The sequence below is a fragment of the Streptomyces sp. SDT5-1 genome (assembly GCF_052245995.1).
Taxonomy (GTDB): Bacteria; Actinomycetota; Actinomycetes; order Streptomycetales; family Streptomycetaceae; genus Streptomyces.
The window spans coordinates 1,280,678-1,296,622 of the sequence record NZ_CM125963.1 but is presented as its reverse complement, the minus strand read 5'-3'; the positions used below and the strand labels follow the sequence as shown (position 1 = coordinate 1,296,622).

Below are 15,945 nucleotides of genomic sequence, written 5' to 3'. Positions count from 1 at the left end.
CGTTCCTGAGCCAGGGCCGGACGGTCGCGACCGTCCGGCCCTACGGCGCGAGGGCCGACTTCAGGAAGTCGACCGTCGACGCCCACGCCGCGCGGGACGCGGTCTCGTCGTAGACCTCGGGGCGGCCGTCGTTGAAGAAGGCGTGGTCCGCGGGGTACATGCGGAAGTCGGGGGTGATGCCCGACTGGGCCTCGATCGTGGCGCGCAGTCCGTCGAGGGTGGCCGGCGGGATCGCCTCGTCGCGCTCCCCGTAGTGGCCCAGGACGCGCGCCTTCAGGCGGGAGAAGTCGGGGACCGCGCCCTGGATGACGCCGTAGAACGGGACGGCCGCGCTCACCCGCGGGTCCTCAGCCGCGAGGTGGAGGACGAAGCCGCCGCCCATGCAGAAGCCGACCGCGCCCACGGTGTCGGTCGTGACCTGGGGGAGCGCGAGCAGGCAGTCGACCGCGCCGGACAGCAGTTCCACGCCGCGCTCGACCGGCAGTTCCCGCATCATGCGGAACGCTTCCTGGGAGTCGTGCGCCACGTTCCCGCCGTACAGGTCGGGGGCGAGCGCCACGAAGCCCTCGGCGGCGAGCCGGTCCGCGACATCGGCGATGTGGTCGGTGAGGCCCCACCACTCCTGGATGACGATGACGCCGGGGCCCTGTCCCGAGGCCGGCAGGGCGAGGTAGCCGTGGGCGGTGCCGCCGCCGCTCTCGAACGTGATGTTCTGGTGCGCGGGGCGGCCCGTGGAGCGGGGGGTGCGGGGGGTGTCAGCCATGGGGCCCACGATGCCACCGCGGAGCGCCCCGCGGTGGCGCCGGGTGGGCCGGTCGGGCCGGGTCAGTCCTTCTTCTGGGCCGCCGACTGGAGCGCCGTGATGCACGTGGCGATCGCGGCCTGAAGCTCCTCGAGACGCTGGAGCATGTCGTCCTCGACGATGTCGTCGATCTCCTCGACGTCGTCGAACGTCAGCTCCTCGAACGCCTTCGTCGCCTTCTGGAGGCTGCTGTAGAACTTGGCGCGGCGCTCCTGGACCCGCAGCTCGGGGTCCTTCTCGACGGTCTCGGCGACGAGGGTGCGCACGGTGTCGTACGCCTCGCGGGCCCACTCGCCCGCCTCCTCGTCCTCGTCCAGCTCGTCGATGAGGGAGAGGTGCCGCTCGGCCTCCTCGCGCAGCTCGGGGGAGGCGTCGATGGTCTGGCCCGCGGGGGTCTTGACCTGGCCCTCCTCCGCGATCTTCCGGACGTACTCCAGCTGGCCGCCGGTCTTCGTCTCCTCGGCGACGGCCTTCTTCAGGTCGTCCGTGCGTACGATGTCGCGGGCCAGGCCCGTGCGCAGCGCCGGGTCCTCGTCGAGGCGGTCCATCAGCGCCTTGCGGGCGGCCTCCGCCGTGCCGGGGTCGGCGAGGATCGCGGCCCGCAGCGCCGTCGGGTTCTCCGCGACCTCCAGGGCCTTCGTCGGGCGGATGCCCTCGGCCTCGGCGGCCTCCGTGATCGCCTGGCCGCGCACCGAGGTCGCGCTGTTGCGGGAGACGTAGTACGACAACCAGACGTCGGCCTCGGGGAGTTCGACGTCCTCGCCGGGCGTGAGGGCCTCGAACTGGGGGACGAGGCCGTCGTCCGCCGCGCTGTCCCACGCCTTGTAGAAGCGCATGACGCGGTCGGCCGAGCAGCCCGCCAGCTCGGCGAACTTCCGCGCCGAGACCTTCGACGACTCGCCGGCCGGCTGCCCGCCGGGGCGCACGCTGCGGGCCACCTTCAGGGCGAAGGCCCAGCCGCCGGTGCGGGCGTAGACGCCGAACTCGTGGGCGTCGCGGGTGATGGCCTCCGGTACGTCGCCGGGGGCGGGGTCGTCGTCGGCCTCCGCCTCGGAGTCGGCATCGGCGTCGGCGACCACGGGGACCTCGGTGGGCGGGGTCCAGAAGCTGCCGGAGGCGTCGTCGGACGCGTCCTGCGGGGCGGAGGCCGGGGCGGGGACCTCGGCGTCCGACGCCTCGGTCTCGGCGGTGGTCGGCGGGGTCCACATGTTCGCGGTGTCCCCGGGCTCGGCCGTCTCCTCGTTCGCGGGCACGGCGGCGGCGCCGTCCGGGGCGACGGCCGGCGCGGGCACGGGCTCCGCGGTGGCCTCGGCGCCGGACTGGACAGCGGCGTCGGACGAGTCGATGGCTACGGACACGTAGGCACTCCTGAGTGATCGGGCACGTGCGGGTTGACGAGCCACTTTATCGCTCTGATTAGGGTGTTTTGCGCGCGAGTTGCCGCGGCGGCGTGCCGGACACGCGTGCGAAGGGGGAACGGCCGGGCCGCGGGCCCGGAACGGACGGGCCCGCCATTCGCGGCTCCCCCTTCTGCGAACGGCGGGCCCGGGCTCGGCCTCGACCGTGCGCCGCGGCGGGAGGGCGAGGGCACGGGAGGCTCGATACCGCAGCATCTCAGCGCGGGCCCCCGTGGGGGACGGGGCCAACGGGCCCTCACGGTGGGCCGAACGGCCCGGATTCAACCAGCCGCTCGGGCCCCTGGCGCCCCGCCGCCACCCACGGTCCCCGCGCGCCGCGTCACCCCTGCCGCACGCCCGCCCCGCGCACGACCCGCAGCAGGTACTCCTTGCGGTGCAGCGGATCGTGGTCGGTGCGGAAACGGCGCGGCGCGTCGTCGCGGACCGGGGCGTAGTGGTCGAAGGCGGCCTCCAGGACGCCCTCGCCCCGGGTGAGCCCCGGCAGCCGGCGCTCCAGGTCCCGCACCCGCGCCGCGGGGATCAGCCCGTCGACCGTGGCCCACGCCCCGCCGTCCGCCGTGCGCTGCCCGGTCGGCACGGCCCGCAGCCGGGTCAGGGCGGGCAGCACCGCCCCGTACAGATCGGCCGGGATGTCGAGGCGGAAGCGGTGCATCGGCTCGCACACCGTCGTGCCCGCGCGCTCGAGGGCGCTCATCAGGACCAGTGGTGTCAGGCCGCGGAAGTCCGCCCCGGTGCTCGACATCGACTTGTCGAAGACGGCGTGCGCGTGGCTCTGCCGCGGCGCGTACCCGGAGCGGAACAGCGTCACCGTGCAGTCCGTGACCCGCCAGCCGAGCAGCCCCTGGCCCAGGGTCTCGTGCACGGTCTCCTCGACGGCCTTGATGAACGCCATGGGCAGCGAGCCGAGTTCGATGCCGAGCCGGAACGCGACGCCGGAGCCGACCGGCGCCGGGTCGACGCGCAGTCCGATGGTCGCGAGGAACGGGTTGCCCTCGTCCTTCATGGCCTCGGCCGCCTCGCCCGATCCCGTCGGCCGCTCGACGCACAGCGGCGTCGTCGCGCGGAACGTGACGTCGAGCCCGAACTCCTCGGCGAGCGTGGCCTGGACGACCTCCTTCTGCACCTCGCCGTAGAGCGACAGGAAGATCTCCTGGCGGACGTCGTCCTGGCGCAGGCCGATCAGCGGGTCCTGCTCGGCGAGCTGGGTGAGCGCGGCGAGCAGGGCGCCGCGCAGGCCGGGCCGCTCGGGCTCGACGACCGTCTCCAGGGTCGGCGGCGCGAAGTGGTGTTCCTCGACCGGTGCTCGAGGCTCTCCGAGGTCGTCGCCGACGCGCACGCCGCCGAGCCCCCACAGTCGCGCCACCCTCCCGGGCCCGGCCTCCGCCGCCGGGACGTCCGCCCCGTCCGCGAAGACCCGTACTCCCGTCAGCCGCTCCTCGCCGCCGCCGGGCAGCGCGAGGCGCTCGCGCACCCGCAGCGTCCCGGTGAAGACACGGGCGTACGCGATCTTCTCGCCGGCCGGTCCGCGCTCCACCTTGAACACCCGGGCGGAGAGCGGCAGTCGGTGCCGCTCCTCCGCGGCCGGAAGCAGCCGCGTGACGCCGTCCACGAGGGCGTCGACCCCCGCGCCCGTCATCGCCGAGCCGAAGTACACCGGATGGGCCTGCGCCCGCGCCGTCTGCTCGGCGAGCGCGTCCCACAGCCTGCCGTACGTCACCGACTCCTCGTCCTTGACGTACGCCTCCAGGAGGCCGTCGTCGCGGGCCGAGAGCACGTCGACCAGGCGGGCGCGGTGGTCCGCGTCCCCGGCGGCGTACGGGACGCAGCGCGCGGAGCGGTCGCCGAGGCCGCCGGTCACCGTGTTCATCGGGACCACGGCGGGTGTGAGCTTGCGGCGCAGGTCGTCGAGGAGCGTGGCCTCCCGGGCGCCGCGCCGGTCGACCTTGTTGACGAACACCACGGTGGGGATGCGCAGTCGGCGCAGCGTCCGCATCAGGACGCGGGTCTGCGCCTGGACGCCCTCCACGGCGGAGACGACGAGCACCGCCCCGTCGAGCACGCCGAGCACGCGCTCGACCTCGGCGATGAAGTCCGGGTGACCCGGTGTGTCCACCAGGTTGACGGTGGTGCCGCCGACCGGGAACGACACCACGGCCGCCTTGATGGTGATGCCGCGCCGGCGCTCCAGGTCCAGGGAGTCCGTGCGGGTGCTCCCGTCGTCGACCCGGCCGAGCTCGTCGATCACCCCGGCCGAGTGCAGGAGCCGCTCGGTCAGGCTGGTCTTACCGGCGTCTACGTGCGCGAGAATTCCAAGATTCAGCAATGCCACGGGCAGTCGAGTCCTCGAAGGAAGGGAATGCCACGGCGGCGGAATCCGCGGTGGCCCTCGGAAGGAACGTGACTGCAGCGCGCATGGATCGGTCCTCACGGTCGGGATGCGCGACTCGTGCCGCACGGGAATCAGTGCAGCAGCGCGCCGCGCATCCCGGCAACCGAATTACCCGGCGTCGGCCACCCGCGCCGACCATCGCTGCTCGACCCGCGCCAGCCGCCAGTAGGCGATCGCCGCCGCCCACACGACGACGAACAGGCCAACGATGACGTACCCGACGTTGTCGAGGTCGAGACCGGCGATCCAGCCGGTCACCGCGTCGCTGAGGTCCAGCTTGTCGTGGAGCACGCCCACGAGTTCGATCGTCCCGATGAAGAACGCGACCGCGATCGACAGACCGGTGATGGTGAGGTTGTAGAACACCTTGCGCACCGGGTTCGAGAACGCCCACTGGTAGGCGAAGTTCATGAACGTGCCGTCGAGCGTGTCGAACAGGCTCATGCCCGCGGCGAACAGCAGCGGAAGGCACAGGATCGCGTACCAGGGCAGGCCCGCCGCGGCGCCGCTGCCCGCCATCACCATCAGCGTCACCTCGGTCGCGGTGTCGAAGCCGAGCCCGAAGAGGAAGCCGAGCGGGAACATCTGCCCGGGGCGGGTGATGGACTTGGTGAAGCGGCCGAGGATCCGGTTCATGAACCCGCGCGAGTCCAGGTGCTGCTCGAGCTTCCGCTCGTCGTACGAGCCCGCGCGCATCGCCTTGAAGACCTTGAGGATGCCCATCAGGGCGACGAGGTTGAGCGCGGCGATGAGGTACAGGAAGGTGCCGGAGACGGTCGTACCGACGACGCCGAGCACTTGGTGGGTGGGGGAGTCGTCGCTCGTCAGGGTGGTCGCGAGCGCCGTGCCGCCCGCGACGAGGGCCGCGAGCACGACCACCACGCTGGAGTGGCCGAGCGCGAACCAGAAGCCGACAGAGACGGGCCGCTTGCCGTCCGCCATCAGCTTGCGGGTGGTGTTGTCGATGGCCGCGATGTGGTCGGCGTCGAACGCGTGCCGCATGCCGAGCGTGTACGCCGTGATGCCGAGGCCGATGCCGAAGGCCTTGTTGCCCACTTCGTAGTGCTCGGGGACGACGAGCAGGAAGAGCACGCCGAACGCGACGACGTGCAGCGCGGCGATCACCGCGATCAGGCCCGCCGTGCGCAGCGTGTCCTCGCGGCGCCAACGGAAGGCAGGGGAGGGGGAATTCAGGAGATTCGGGGAGTTCCCGGGCAGGGTCATGCGTCGATCACGCTCCAGCACCTCGTGGATCACTTCGTGAGATGCCGTGGCCGGTCTCCTGGCTTACGGGTGTGCCCGTCGCTCCGGCCTTCCCAGCGGCCGACGGCCGCCAGTGGCGCACAGGATGGAACGACGCGCCCCGGACGTCGCTGTCCGGAACCCGATCACAGTGGCGAGGGCCGCTCCGGAATGGGCCCCTGAAGGGCTGTCACCGGTCTTCCCGAGCACCACGGCCCGACCACCCTACTACCTACCGCGCGGCCCGCTCCCGGGCCCGGCGGATCTCCTCGTAGGCCTTCTCGCGGCCCTCCCAGTGCGAGCCGTCGACCGATTTGCCCGGCTCCAGGTCCTTGTAGACCTCGAAGAAATGGGTGATCTCCAGGCGGTCGAACTCCGGGATGTCCTCGATGTCCCGGGTCGCGTCGTGCCGCGGGTCGTGCGCGGGCACGCACAGGATCTTCTCGTCCGGGCCCTTCTCGTCGCTCATCACGAACATCCCGATGGCGCGGCACTCGATGGCGCAGCCGGGGAACGTCGCGTCGCCGGTCAGGACGAGCGCGTCCAGCGGGTCGCCGTCGCCGCCGAGCGTGCCGTCGACGTAGCCGTAGTCCGCGGGGTACTGCGTCGACGTGAACAGCATCCGGTCGAGCCGGATCCGGCCGAGGTCGTGGTCCATCTCGTACTTGTTCCGGGACCCCTGGGGGATCTCCACGATGACGTCGAACGCCTCGGCGCGTGCCTGACTGCTGCCCAATGTGGCCTCCTTGCCGCATCCCGACGACCACGAGTGTGCGCCGTGCCGGGCAAGGGCGGAACCCCTCAGGCCGCCGGGGGAACGGCGAATTCGAGTTCGGGCCGGTCCCAGGCGACGGCCGGCGGGCGGGCGGCCACCGTGCCGGTCCGGCGCGCGCCCATGCTCCGGTAGAAGCCCTCGGCGGGCGGATGCGCGACGACCCGCACATGGTCGAGGCCCGCGCCGACGGCCTGTGCCAGCATGTGCGCGATGAGCAGCCGGCCGATGCCGCGGCCCTGCGCCTCGTCCGCGACGAACATCAGGTCGAGCTCCCGCGGCGCGAGCAGCAGCGCGTAGAAACCGAGCACCCGCCCGTCGGCCTCGTCCACGGCCACATGCACCGGGTGCGCCTCTATGTAGTCCGGGCCCACCCGGTACCCGGCGACCATGGAGGCGTACGGGTCCCGGTAGGCGCTGGAGCCACGCACGAGGCGGGTGAGGCGCCGGGCGTCCTGTGCGGTGGCCCGCCGGACCGTGACGGCCGGTGCTCCTCCGCGGCGTGTAACGCGCGCGTTCATGGGTCGAGTATTACGCATCCGGGGTCAGGGCCTGGCCCCGGGCACCGTGGAGTGCGCCTGGCGCAGGAACGCGGCGTTGTCCGGGCTCTGCCGCAGCTTCTCGATCAGCGCCTCGTACGACGCGTACGGGTCCCGGGTCTGCAGGGCCCGCCGCAGGCCCCGGACGACGGACAGCTCGGCTGCCGGCTGCAGCAGCTCCTCGCGGCGGGTGCCGGACGGGGTGAGGTCGACGGCGGGGTGGACGCGGCGCTGGGCGAGGGTGCGGTCGAGGCGCAGCTCCATGTTGCCGGTGCTCTTGAGCTCCTCGAAGTAGTAGTCGTCGGCGCGGGAGCCGGTGTCGACGAGGGCGGTGGCGAGGATCGTCAGGGATCCGGCCTCCTCGGCGTCGCGGGCCGCGCCGAAGAACCGCTTCGGCCCGTGCAGGGCCGCCGCGTCGACGCCGCCCGACAGGGTGCGGCCACTGGTCGACGCGGCGTTGTTGTACGCGCGGCACAGGCGGGTCAGGGAGTCGAGGAGGATCACCACGTCGCGGCCCCGCTCGGTGAGCCGCTTGGCGCGCTCGACGGCGAGTTCGGCGAGCGCGATGTGCGCCTTGGCTGGGCGGTCGAACGTCGAGGCGTAGACCTCGCCGCGCACCGAGCGGCGCATGTCGGTGACCTCCTCGGGGCGCTCGTCGACGAGCACCACCATGAGGTGGGCCTCGGGGTGGTTCGCGGCGAACGCGGCGGCGAGCTGCTGGAGCAGCACCGTCTTGCCGGTCTTCGGCGGGGCGACGATCAGCCCGCGCTGCCCCTTGCCGACGGGGGTGAACAGGTCGACGACGCGTCCCGCGAGCCCGGCCGCCGGGTGCTCGAGGCGGAACCGCTCGCTCGGGTGCAGTGGGGTGAGGTCGGCGAAGCGGGGGCGGCCGCCCGCCGCCTGCGCGGGGGAACCTTCGACGGCCTCGACGTGGGTGAGGCCGCGCTGTGCGCCGCACGTCCCCTCGACGAAGTCGCCCTTGCGCAGGCCGATTCGGCGCACGAGGTGGGCCGGCACCTGCACGTCGTGCGGCGTGGGGATCAGGTCGGGCGCCCGCAGGAAGCCGTGCCCGTTGCCGCCGATGTCGAGGAAGCCTGCGGCGCGGACGGGTTCGGTCCTCCGGGGTTCATCGGCCTCACGGGGTTCACGGGTGGTGGTGGTCGGGTTCAGGGTCGTGGTGGTCATGGTGATCACGGGTCCTTTCGCGGCCTGGGCCGCGGGTCCGAGTGGCATGGGGGCAGGGAAGGGGTGGGATCCGGCGAAGAGGCGAGGGCGACGGAGCGCGCCCCGCGGCCGGGGAGAACCTGGGCTCGCGGCAACGGGTGAAGAGCCCGCCAGAAGCCGCTGACCAGGGATGACATACGCCGTACGGTGAAGGGGGAACCATCGGCCGAAGGGCGCTGAGAAAAGGAGATCGGTACCGGCGCCTCGGAACGGGCGAGCACATGTACCGCCTTGACCGTACCACCCGGACTCCGTCGCGCGGCAAGACCCGGTTCTCGTGAAGCCCCGGCCCCGCGCGGCAGGGCCCGCCCGCGGCGCCCCGCCGCCCTATGCTGAGCGGCCATGTTCACCGATCAGGGGCCCACCCTCCGCGAGCTGGCCGTCCAGGCGCTGTCCTCGGTCGAGCGCGGCTACGACCTGCTGGCGCCGAAGTTCGACCACACGCCGTTCCGCACCCCCGACGCCGTGCTCGACGCGGTCGGCCGCGCGCTCGCCGGGCTCGGCCCGTACGGCACGGGGCTCGACCTGTGCTGTGGCACCGGCGCGGGCCTGCGTGTGCTGCGCGACGCGGGCGTCGGGCGGGCCGTCGGCGTGGACTTCAGCGGCGGCATGCTGGAGGTGGCGCGGCGCGCCGAGCCGGGCGCGGGCCATGTCCGCGGCGACGCCCTCGCGCTGCCCTTCGGCGAGGCCTTCGACCTCGTCGTGAGCTTCGGCGCGTTCGGGCACTTCCTGCCGCGCGAGTGGCCGCGCCTCTTCTCCGAGGTGCGCCAAGTCCTGCGCCCCGGCGGGCAGTTCGCGTTTCCGCTGCCCGCGCCCGCGGGGCCCGACACGGTCGGCTACTGGGCGATGCTCGGCTTCGACACCGTGATGCGGGTGCGCAACGCGGTGTGGCGGCCCCCCTTCGTCATGTACTACCGGCCGTTCCGACTCGGCGACGTACGCCGGGAGTTGGACCGGGCGGGCTTCGACGTCACGCTGTACGCGCTGCCCGAGCTCGGCGGGCGGCCCGACGGCAGCCCGCGCTGCCGGCTCGTCGTGGCCACCCGCCGCTGACCGGGCGTCAGCAGGACGGCGTCGCGCCGTTCGCCGGCTGGTGCGTGGTCGCGGCCCGCACCTGGTTGAAGTTCGCGACGTACGCGTCGTGCACGGCCGGGTCCTCCAGCTGGAGCATCGTCTCGTCGCTCTGCCGCAGCGAGTTGCCGCTCCAGTTGTGGCTGCCCGTCCACACGATCTCGCGGTCCGGGACGCCGTAGTACTTGCCCTCGACCAGCAGGTACTTGTCGTGGATCCACGTCGAGTCGGCCTGGCAGTAGTACCGGGCGATCACGCCGCCGTACACACTCGACGTCTTCGCCAGCAGCGCCGAGAGGGACTGCTGCTCCAGGGCGCTCGCCGGGTTGTAGTTCTGCGACACCTCGACGTAGCAGCCCTGCGCGTCGAGCGCGGCGAGCCGCTGCGCCAGGTAGGGGCGGCTGAAGATGTTCATGGCGACGCGGATCCGGGTGCGGTGGTTGTCGGTGGTGCCCACCCTGGTGTTCCCGAAGCACTCGACGTGGTCGAGCACCGTCGCGACGGTGTCCTCTGACGGGTCGTTGTAGGGCTGCCCGTTGCTCTCGGCGCGCGGATAGAAATGCGCCTTGGCGTTGCCCGACGTCACCGGCGGCCTGCCGGTGTCGTAGTAATTGTTGTTCGCCGTACGCGACTTCAGGTCGTCGAAGTAGGCGTTGTACGCGGAGTAGATGCCGTCGTTGCCGGTCAGGACGAGGGCGTTGTTCCAGCCCTTCGTGCCGTCGCGGCCGTTGTGCAGGTTCGCCGACGACTGGACGACGACGTTCGCCGTGCCCTGCGTGCTGGACAGCAGCAGGAACTTGTTGTGGTTGATCGCGTCGACGGTGCCGAGCGTGCGCGTGCCGACGCAGCCGCGGCCCGCCCCGCAGTTCATCACCCACGACGCCTTCGATGTGTCACCGCCGAGCGCGCTCAGCAGGCTCTGGTACGGGGCCATGGTCACGGCCTTGTTGTCGAGGATCACCTGCACGGCGACCCCGCGCGCGTGAGCGGCGATCAGCGCGTCCGTGACCGTCGGGTCGTCCGCGTAGAACAGCGAAAGCCGGATCCTGGATCCGGCCGGCGCGCCGGCTATCAGCTCGACCTGCCGGGTCACGATCGCCTGCTGCTCGGCGGCCGTGCCGACCGGATCGTTGAAGACCGCCTCGGTGCCCACGGCCTGGGCGGCGGCCGGCGCGGGGCCCGCCGGGGAGAGGACGGCCGCACACAGGACGGCGGGGAGGGCGACGGCGCGTAGGACGGATCTCCAGTGCAAGGCGGGGCCTCCTGGGGCGCGGCTGGTCAGGGCGTGCGCATCCTGCCACGGCGGCTCCGCCCCGCGGCCCGGAATCACGCCTCCCGCTTGCCGTCCGCCGGATCGCGCCGCGGGCCCGCCGCGCCTAGCGTGTATCCATAACTGCCGGGCGGCGTCGTGCCCGGCGACCGACGGAAGGGTGTCGCGTCATGTCCGCTCGTCCTGAAGGCGCGCCCATCTGGGCCGACGCCATGTTCCCCGACCTGGAGGCCGCGAAGGCCTTCTACGCGGAGCTGTTCGGCTGGAGCTACGACGAGGGCAGCCCCGAGTTCGGCAACTACACGCAGGCCCGCACGGCGGACGGCAAGCACGTCGCCGCGCTGGTGCCGCAGATGCCGGGCGCCGAGGGCGTGCACCCGGCCTGGAACCTGTATCTCGCCACCGACGACATCGCGTCGGTCGCCGAGCGGATCAACGACGCGGGCGGCAGCCTCATGATGGACCCGATGCAGGTCGGCTCGTTCGGCACGATGGTCACCGCCCAGGACCCGGCGGGCGTCGTCTTCAGCGTCTGGCAGCCCGACACCCACCAGGGCTTCGAGAAGGTCAACGAACCGGGCGCCTTCTGCTGGGCCGAGGTCAACACCCGCAACGCAGCGAAGACCGACTCCTTCTTCCCTGCCGTTTTCGGCTACGGCGTGAAGAAGATGGAGGACGACCAGATCGACTTCAACGTCTGGGACCTGAACGGTGAGCCCGCCATGGGCCGCATGCAGATGACCGACGACTTCCCGCCGCAGGTCCCCTCGTACGTCAATGTGTACTTCGTCGTCGAGGACTGCGACGACGCCGTCGCCACCGTCCAACGGCTGGGCGGGGCGCTGCACTTCGGGCCCGTCGACACCCCGTTCGGCCGGTTCGCGGCGGTCGGCGACCCGCAGGGCGCCGCGTTCTCCGTCATCGACGTGTCGAAGGCCAAGGGCGAGATGCCGAACATGTCCTGACGGTCAGTCGGCCCCCGGCAGTCCGAACCCCAGCTCCCGCGCGGCGCGTTCGGGCGTCGGCTGCGCCCAGCGCTCCACCGCCTCCGGGGTCTGCGTGGACGACAGGGACCGCAGCTCGGCCCGGTCCAGGTAGAGCGTGCCGTTCAGGTGGTCCGTCTCGTGCTGCACGATCCGGGCGGGCCAGCCCGTGACCTCCTCGTCGACTGCGCGTCCCCGCTCGTCGAGGGCGCGCAGCCGCACCCGCTCGTGCCGGGCGACGACGGCCTGGTACCCGGGCACGCTCAGGCACCCCTCGTAGAACGCCGCGCGGCCCGCGCCCACTCCCTCGTACGCCGGGTTGACCAGCACCCGGAACGGCTGCGGCACGCGGCCGCGCGCCGCGCGCACCTCCTCGCTCACGTTCGCCGCGTCCTCGATCACCGCCAGCCGCAGCGGGACGCCGATCTGCGGCGCGGCGAGACCCACGCCGGGCGCCGCGTGCATCGCGGCCCGCATCGCGGCGATCAGCCGGGCGAGCAGCTCGTCGGACAGCTGTCCGTCGACCGGCTCGGCGGGGCGGCGCAGCACCGGGTCGCCCGCCGCGACGATCGGCAGCGGTCCTTCGGCGGCGAGCAGGGACTCGACGTGATCACTCAGTGACGTGAACGGCATCGCGCCAGCATGCCAAGCGTGATCCCGCTCGCGTCGTCCGGGGGCCGGGAATGCGGGGGAGTCGCCGGAGGTTCTGATCTTGTGGCCGACTCCGACGAACGGGTCGGCGGTGGCACAGGAAAAGGTTTCGAGGGTTCCGACGCATGACGCAGGCGCAGACGCAGACGTACGAAGCACACGAGGACGCGACCGGCCCCGTGGCGCCCGCCGCGCCCGGCTTCGACCCCCTCGACCACCCCGCGTACGCCGCGCTCACGGGACCGCACGCGCACTTCGCCGAGCGCAGCGGCCGGGCCCTGCGCTACCCCGCGGCCGTCACCCCGTGGACCGCGCTGCCGCCCGACCCGGGCCCGGCGGACTGGGCGGACCTCGCGGCGTTCGCCGAGGCCGACGGCACGCTGCCGCTGCTCGGCACGGACATCGAGGTGCCCGAGGGCTGGGAGGTGACGGTCGACGTCCCGGGCGTGCGCATGGTCGGCGACGCGGTGGTCGCCGCGCCCGACCCCGAGGCCGTGCTGCTCACCGCCGACGACGTGCCGGAGATGCTCGACCTGGTGGCCCGCACCCAGCCCGGACCCTTCACGCCGCGCACGATCGAACTCGGCACGTACCTCGGCATCCGGCGCGGCGGCGCGCTCGTCGCGATGGCGGGGGAGCGCCTGCACCTGCCCGGGTACACCGAGGTCAGCGCGGTGTGCACCGACCCGTCGCAGCGCGGCCAGGGCCTTGCGGGCCGCCTGATCAAGGCCGTCTCGGCGGTCATCGAGGAGCGCGGCGACACGCCGTTCCTGCACACCGGCGCCGCGAACACGAGCGCGATCCGGCTGTACGAGTCCCTCGGCTTCCACCTGCGCAACACCACCCGCTTCAGGACGGTGCGCGCGCCCCGCTAGCCGGCGTCAGTCCTGCGCCGCGTCGTTGTAGCGCACCAGATAGTCCGCGAACCGCTCCAGGTCCTCCTCCGGCCAGTCCGCCAGACGGTCGCCGAAGATCTGGCGGCGGTTCTCCGTGACCTGGCGCAGCAGCTCGGCGCCCGCCTCCGTCGGATGCAGCACCTGCACGCGGTGGTCGTCGGGGTCGACGCGGCGGATCACCAGGCCCGCCCGCTGGAGCGCGGCCACCTGCCGGCTGACGGTCGACTTGTCGAGGGCGTAGTGCGCCGCGAGGTCCGTGGCCCGGCAGCCGCCCCGCTCGTCGAGGTGGGCGAGCAGCGAGTACGAGACGAGCGACAGCTCCGGGTGCATGCGCGCGGCGGTGGCCCGGGCGCGCCGGGCGAACGAGGTCAGCTCGCGCTGAATGGTCTCCACGGCCGCCTCACGGTCGGTCGCGCGATCTGGCTGTGCCACGGCGGTTCCTTTCGGGGTGCTCGTTGCACTCTACAACCCCCAGGTCAAGAGGGCCTGGTACGTGGCGCGGATCTCTTATGCAACTTGTTGCAAAACCCGGGCGGTGTCCTCTACAACTGTTTCGACCGTTCACCGCTCACGGAGGGCCCCATGAGCCGCTACCCGCACCTGCTCGCCCCGCTCGACCTCGGCTTCACCACCCTGCCGAACCGCGTCCTGATGGGCTCGATGCATGTGGGTCTGGAGGAGGCGCCGAACGGCTTCGCGCGGATGGCCGAGTTCTACGCCACCCGCGCCCGCGGCGGCGTCGGCCTCATCGTGACCGGCGGCATCGCGCCCAACGCCGAGGGCTGCTCCTTCGAGGGCGGCGCCAAGATGACCACCGAGGCGGAGGCCGAGCAGCATCGCGAGATCACCGACGCCGTGCACGCGGCGGGCGGGCGGATCGCCATGCAGATCCTCCACTTCGGCCGGTACGCCTACCACCCGAACCTGGTCGCCCCCAGCCCGATCCAGGCCCCCATCAGCCCCTGCGTGCCGAACGAGCTGAGCGACGCCGACGTCGAGCGGACCATCGAGGACTACGCGCGCGCCGCCGAACTGGCCAAGGCCGCCGGGTACGACGGTGTCGAGGTCATGGGCTCCGAGGGCTACCTCATCAACGAGTTCATCGCCGCGCCCACCAACCACCGCACCGACCGCTGGGGCGGCCCCTACGAGAACCGGATCCGGTTCGCCGTCGAGATCGTGCGGCGCGTGCGCGAGCGGGTCGGCCCCGACTTCATCCTCATCTACCGCCTGTCCATGCTGGACCTGGTCCCCGGCGGCTCCACCCTCGACGAGGTCGTGCACCTCGCCAAGGAGATCGAGGCGGCCGGCGCCACCATCATCAACACCGGCATCGGCTGGCACGAGGCCCGCATCCCCACCATCGCGACGTCCGTGCCGCGCGGCGCGTACACCTTCGTCACGAAGAAGCTCATGGGCGAGGTGAACGTCCCGCTCGTCACCACCAACCGCATCAACACCCCGGAACTGGCCGAGGAGTTGCTCGCCGACGGCGCCGCCGACATGGTGTCCATGGCGCGCCCGATGCTCGCCGACCCGGAGTTCGTGAACAAGGCCGCGGCCGACCGCTCCGACACCATCAACACCTGCATCGGCTGCAACCAGGCCTGCCTCGACCACATCTTCAGCCTCCAGATCACCTCCTGCCTGGTGAACCCGCGCGCCTGCCACGAGACCGAACTGGTCCTGGCGCCCACCCGGTTGAAGAAGCGCGTCGCCGTCGTCGGTGCGGGCCCCGCCGGACTCGCCTGCGCCGTCAGCGCCGCCGAGCGCGGCCACGACGTCACCCTCTTCGACGCCGCCCCCGAGATCGGCGGGCAGCTCAACATCGCCCGCCAGGTCCCGGGCAAGGAGGAGTTCGACGAGACGCTGCGCTACTTCCGCGCGCAGCTCGAACTCCACGGCGTGACGGTGAAGTTGGAGACCCGCGTCGAGGCCGACGACCTCGACTCCTACGACGAGATCGTCGTCGCCACCGGTGTCAGCCCGCGCACCCCGGCCATCGACGGCGTCGACCACCCCAAGGTCGTCAGCTACCTCGACGTGCTCCGCGACAAGGCGCCCGTCGGTGAGCGCGTCGCCGTCATCGGCGCGGGCGGCATCGGCTTCGACGTCGCCGAGTACCTCACCGACGGCGGCGAGAAGGCCAGCCTCGACGCGGCCACGTACTTCCGGCAGTGGGGCGTCGACATGGACTACGCCGACCGCGGCGGCCTCACCGAGCCGGAGCGGCCCACCCCGCCGCGCCAGGTCCACCTCGTCCAGCGCAAGACCACCAAGGTCGGCGCCGGACTCGGCAAGACCACCGGCTGGATCCACCGCACCGAGCTGCGCCACCGCGGAGTCACCATGGTGCCCGGAGCCACCTACGACCTGATCGACGACGCGGGCCTGCACATCACCGTCGAGGGCGAGCAGACCCTGATCCCCGTCGACACCGTCGTCCTGTGCGCGGGCCAGGAGCCGCACCGCTCGCTCTACGACGACCTGCTGGCCGCCGGACGCACCCCGCACCTGATCGGCGGCGCCGACGTCGCCGCCGAGCTCGACGCCAAGCGCGCCATCAAGCAGGGCACCGAGGTCGCGGCGGCCCTGTAGGCCGCGGCCCGCCAGAGACCGGGTGGTCACGTGTCCGGGCCCGCCGGACACGTGACCACCCCCTGTCTCCTCACCTCCTCGTAGTCTGGG

Annotated in this window: 14 protein-coding genes and 1 riboswitch; of the genes, 4 read left to right on the top strand and 10 right to left on the bottom strand. The window is 72.4% G+C overall.

The window, feature by feature from the left end; all coding sequences use genetic code 11:
• Positions 1-40: 40 nt before the first annotated feature.
• From ACTWJ8_RS06145 to rho, 7 genes are all read right to left on the bottom strand, one after another.
• Positions 41-763 carry a dienelactone hydrolase family protein gene (locus ACTWJ8_RS06145; RefSeq protein WP_443263217.1) on the bottom strand — a complete coding sequence of 241 codons (723 nt, stop codon included), beginning with the start codon at positions 761-763 and terminating at the stop codon, positions 41-43.
• Between the two features lie 62 nt (positions 764-825).
• Positions 826-2,160 carry a hypothetical protein gene (locus ACTWJ8_RS06140; RefSeq protein ID WP_443263216.1) on the bottom strand — a complete coding sequence of 445 codons (1,335 nt, stop codon included), beginning with the start codon at positions 2,158-2,160 and terminating at the stop codon, positions 826-828.
• 379 nt (positions 2,161-2,539) lie between these two features.
• Positions 2,540-4,549, bottom strand: a complete 2,010-nt coding sequence (locus ACTWJ8_RS06135; protein ID WP_443263215.1) for a GTP-binding protein — start codon at positions 4,547-4,549, stop codon at positions 2,540-2,542.
• Positions 4,550-4,717: 168 nt separating this feature from the next.
• Complete coding sequence (locus ACTWJ8_RS06130; RefSeq protein WP_443263214.1) at positions 4,718-5,833, bottom strand: HoxN/HupN/NixA family nickel/cobalt transporter; 1,116 nt, start codon at positions 5,831-5,833, stop codon at positions 4,718-4,720.
• Between the two features lie 31 nt (positions 5,834-5,864).
• Positions 5,865-6,080: riboswitch (cobalamin riboswitch) on the bottom strand.
• 3 nt (positions 6,081-6,083) lie between these two features.
• Positions 6,084-6,587, bottom strand: a complete 504-nt coding sequence (locus ACTWJ8_RS06125; protein ID WP_356381443.1) for an inorganic diphosphatase — start codon at positions 6,585-6,587, stop codon at positions 6,084-6,086.
• Between the two features lie 65 nt (positions 6,588-6,652).
• On the bottom strand, positions 6,653-7,144 hold the full coding sequence (locus ACTWJ8_RS06120; RefSeq protein ID WP_356381440.1) for a GNAT family N-acetyltransferase: 492 nt from the start codon (positions 7,142-7,144) through the stop codon (positions 6,653-6,655).
• A 24-nt stretch (positions 7,145-7,168) separates the two neighbouring features.
• Positions 7,169-8,347 carry a transcription termination factor Rho gene (rho, locus tag ACTWJ8_RS06115; protein ID WP_356381438.1) on the bottom strand — a complete coding sequence of 393 codons (1,179 nt, stop codon included), beginning with the start codon at positions 8,345-8,347 and terminating at the stop codon, positions 7,169-7,171.
• Between the two features lie 381 nt (positions 8,348-8,728).
• Between rho and ACTWJ8_RS06110 the strand changes: the two genes are divergently transcribed.
• Positions 8,729-9,439, top strand: coding sequence for a class I SAM-dependent methyltransferase (locus ACTWJ8_RS06110; protein WP_356381435.1), 711 nt, complete (start codon positions 8,729-8,731; stop codon positions 9,437-9,439).
• Between the two features lie 7 nt (positions 9,440-9,446).
• Here the strand turns inward: ACTWJ8_RS06110 and ACTWJ8_RS06105 are convergent, their stop codons facing one another.
• The gene (locus ACTWJ8_RS06105) at positions 9,447-10,709 is read right to left on the bottom strand and encodes a phospholipase D-like domain-containing protein (RefSeq protein ID WP_443263213.1); all 1,263 of its coding nucleotides are present in this window, start codon (positions 10,707-10,709) and stop codon (positions 9,447-9,449) included.
• Positions 10,710-10,897: 188 nt separating this feature from the next.
• On the opposite strand from ACTWJ8_RS06105, the gene ACTWJ8_RS06100 reads away from it, so the two are divergent.
• Complete coding sequence (locus ACTWJ8_RS06100) at positions 10,898-11,692, top strand: VOC family protein (RefSeq protein WP_443263212.1); 795 nt, start codon at positions 10,898-10,900, stop codon at positions 11,690-11,692.
• A 3-nt stretch (positions 11,693-11,695) separates the two neighbouring features.
• Here ACTWJ8_RS06100 and def read toward each other — a convergent pair whose 3' ends face one another.
• Positions 11,696-12,343, bottom strand: coding sequence for a peptide deformylase (gene def / locus ACTWJ8_RS06095; protein ID WP_356381426.1), 648 nt, complete (start codon positions 12,341-12,343; stop codon positions 11,696-11,698).
• A 143-nt stretch (positions 12,344-12,486) separates the two neighbouring features.
• Here def and ACTWJ8_RS06090 point away from each other — a divergent pair, with 143 nt between their 5' ends.
• Positions 12,487-13,236 carry a GNAT family N-acetyltransferase gene (locus tag ACTWJ8_RS06090; protein WP_356381423.1) on the top strand — a complete coding sequence of 250 codons (750 nt, stop codon included), beginning with the start codon at positions 12,487-12,489 and terminating at the stop codon, positions 13,234-13,236.
• 6 nt (positions 13,237-13,242) lie between these two features.
• Here the strand turns inward: ACTWJ8_RS06090 and ACTWJ8_RS06085 are convergent, their stop codons facing one another.
• The gene (locus tag ACTWJ8_RS06085; RefSeq protein ID WP_356381420.1) at positions 13,243-13,689 is read right to left on the bottom strand and encodes a MarR family winged helix-turn-helix transcriptional regulator; all 447 of its coding nucleotides are present in this window, start codon (positions 13,687-13,689) and stop codon (positions 13,243-13,245) included.
• Between the two features lie 150 nt (positions 13,690-13,839).
• Between ACTWJ8_RS06085 and ACTWJ8_RS06080 the strand changes: the two genes are divergently transcribed.
• Positions 13,840-15,855, top strand: coding sequence for an FAD-dependent oxidoreductase (locus tag ACTWJ8_RS06080; protein WP_443263211.1), 2,016 nt, complete (start codon positions 13,840-13,842; stop codon positions 15,853-15,855).
• Positions 15,856-15,945 lie beyond the last annotated feature (90 nt).

Excerpts from the sequence above, each read along its gene's own strand:
- rho (WP_356381438.1), bottom strand. The coding sequence starts at position 8,347 with ATGACCACCACGACCCTGAACCCGACCACCACCACCCGTGAACCCCGT.
- def (WP_356381426.1), bottom strand. The coding sequence starts at position 12,343 with ATGCCGTTCACGTCACTGAGTGATCACGTCGAGTCCCTGCTCGCCGCC.
- ACTWJ8_RS06090 (WP_356381423.1), top strand. The coding sequence starts at position 12,487 with ATGACGCAGGCGCAGACGCAGACGTACGAAGCACACGAGGACGCGACC.
- ACTWJ8_RS06100 (WP_443263212.1), top strand. The coding sequence starts at position 10,898 with ATGTCCGCTCGTCCTGAAGGCGCGCCCATCTGGGCCGACGCCATGTTC.
- ACTWJ8_RS06145 (WP_443263217.1), bottom strand. The coding sequence starts at position 763 with ATGGCTGACACCCCCCGCACCCCCCGCTCCACGGGCCGCCCCGCGCAC.
- ACTWJ8_RS06080 (WP_443263211.1), top strand. The coding sequence starts at position 13,840 with ATGAGCCGCTACCCGCACCTGCTCGCCCCGCTCGACCTCGGCTTCACC.
- ACTWJ8_RS06120 (WP_356381440.1), bottom strand. The coding sequence starts at position 7,144 with ATGAACGCGCGCGTTACACGCCGCGGAGGAGCACCGGCCGTCACGGTC.
- ACTWJ8_RS06130 (WP_443263214.1), bottom strand. The coding sequence starts at position 5,833 with ATGACCCTGCCCGGGAACTCCCCGAATCTCCTGAATTCCCCCTCCCCT.
- ACTWJ8_RS06110 (WP_356381435.1), top strand. The coding sequence starts at position 8,729 with ATGTTCACCGATCAGGGGCCCACCCTCCGCGAGCTGGCCGTCCAGGCG.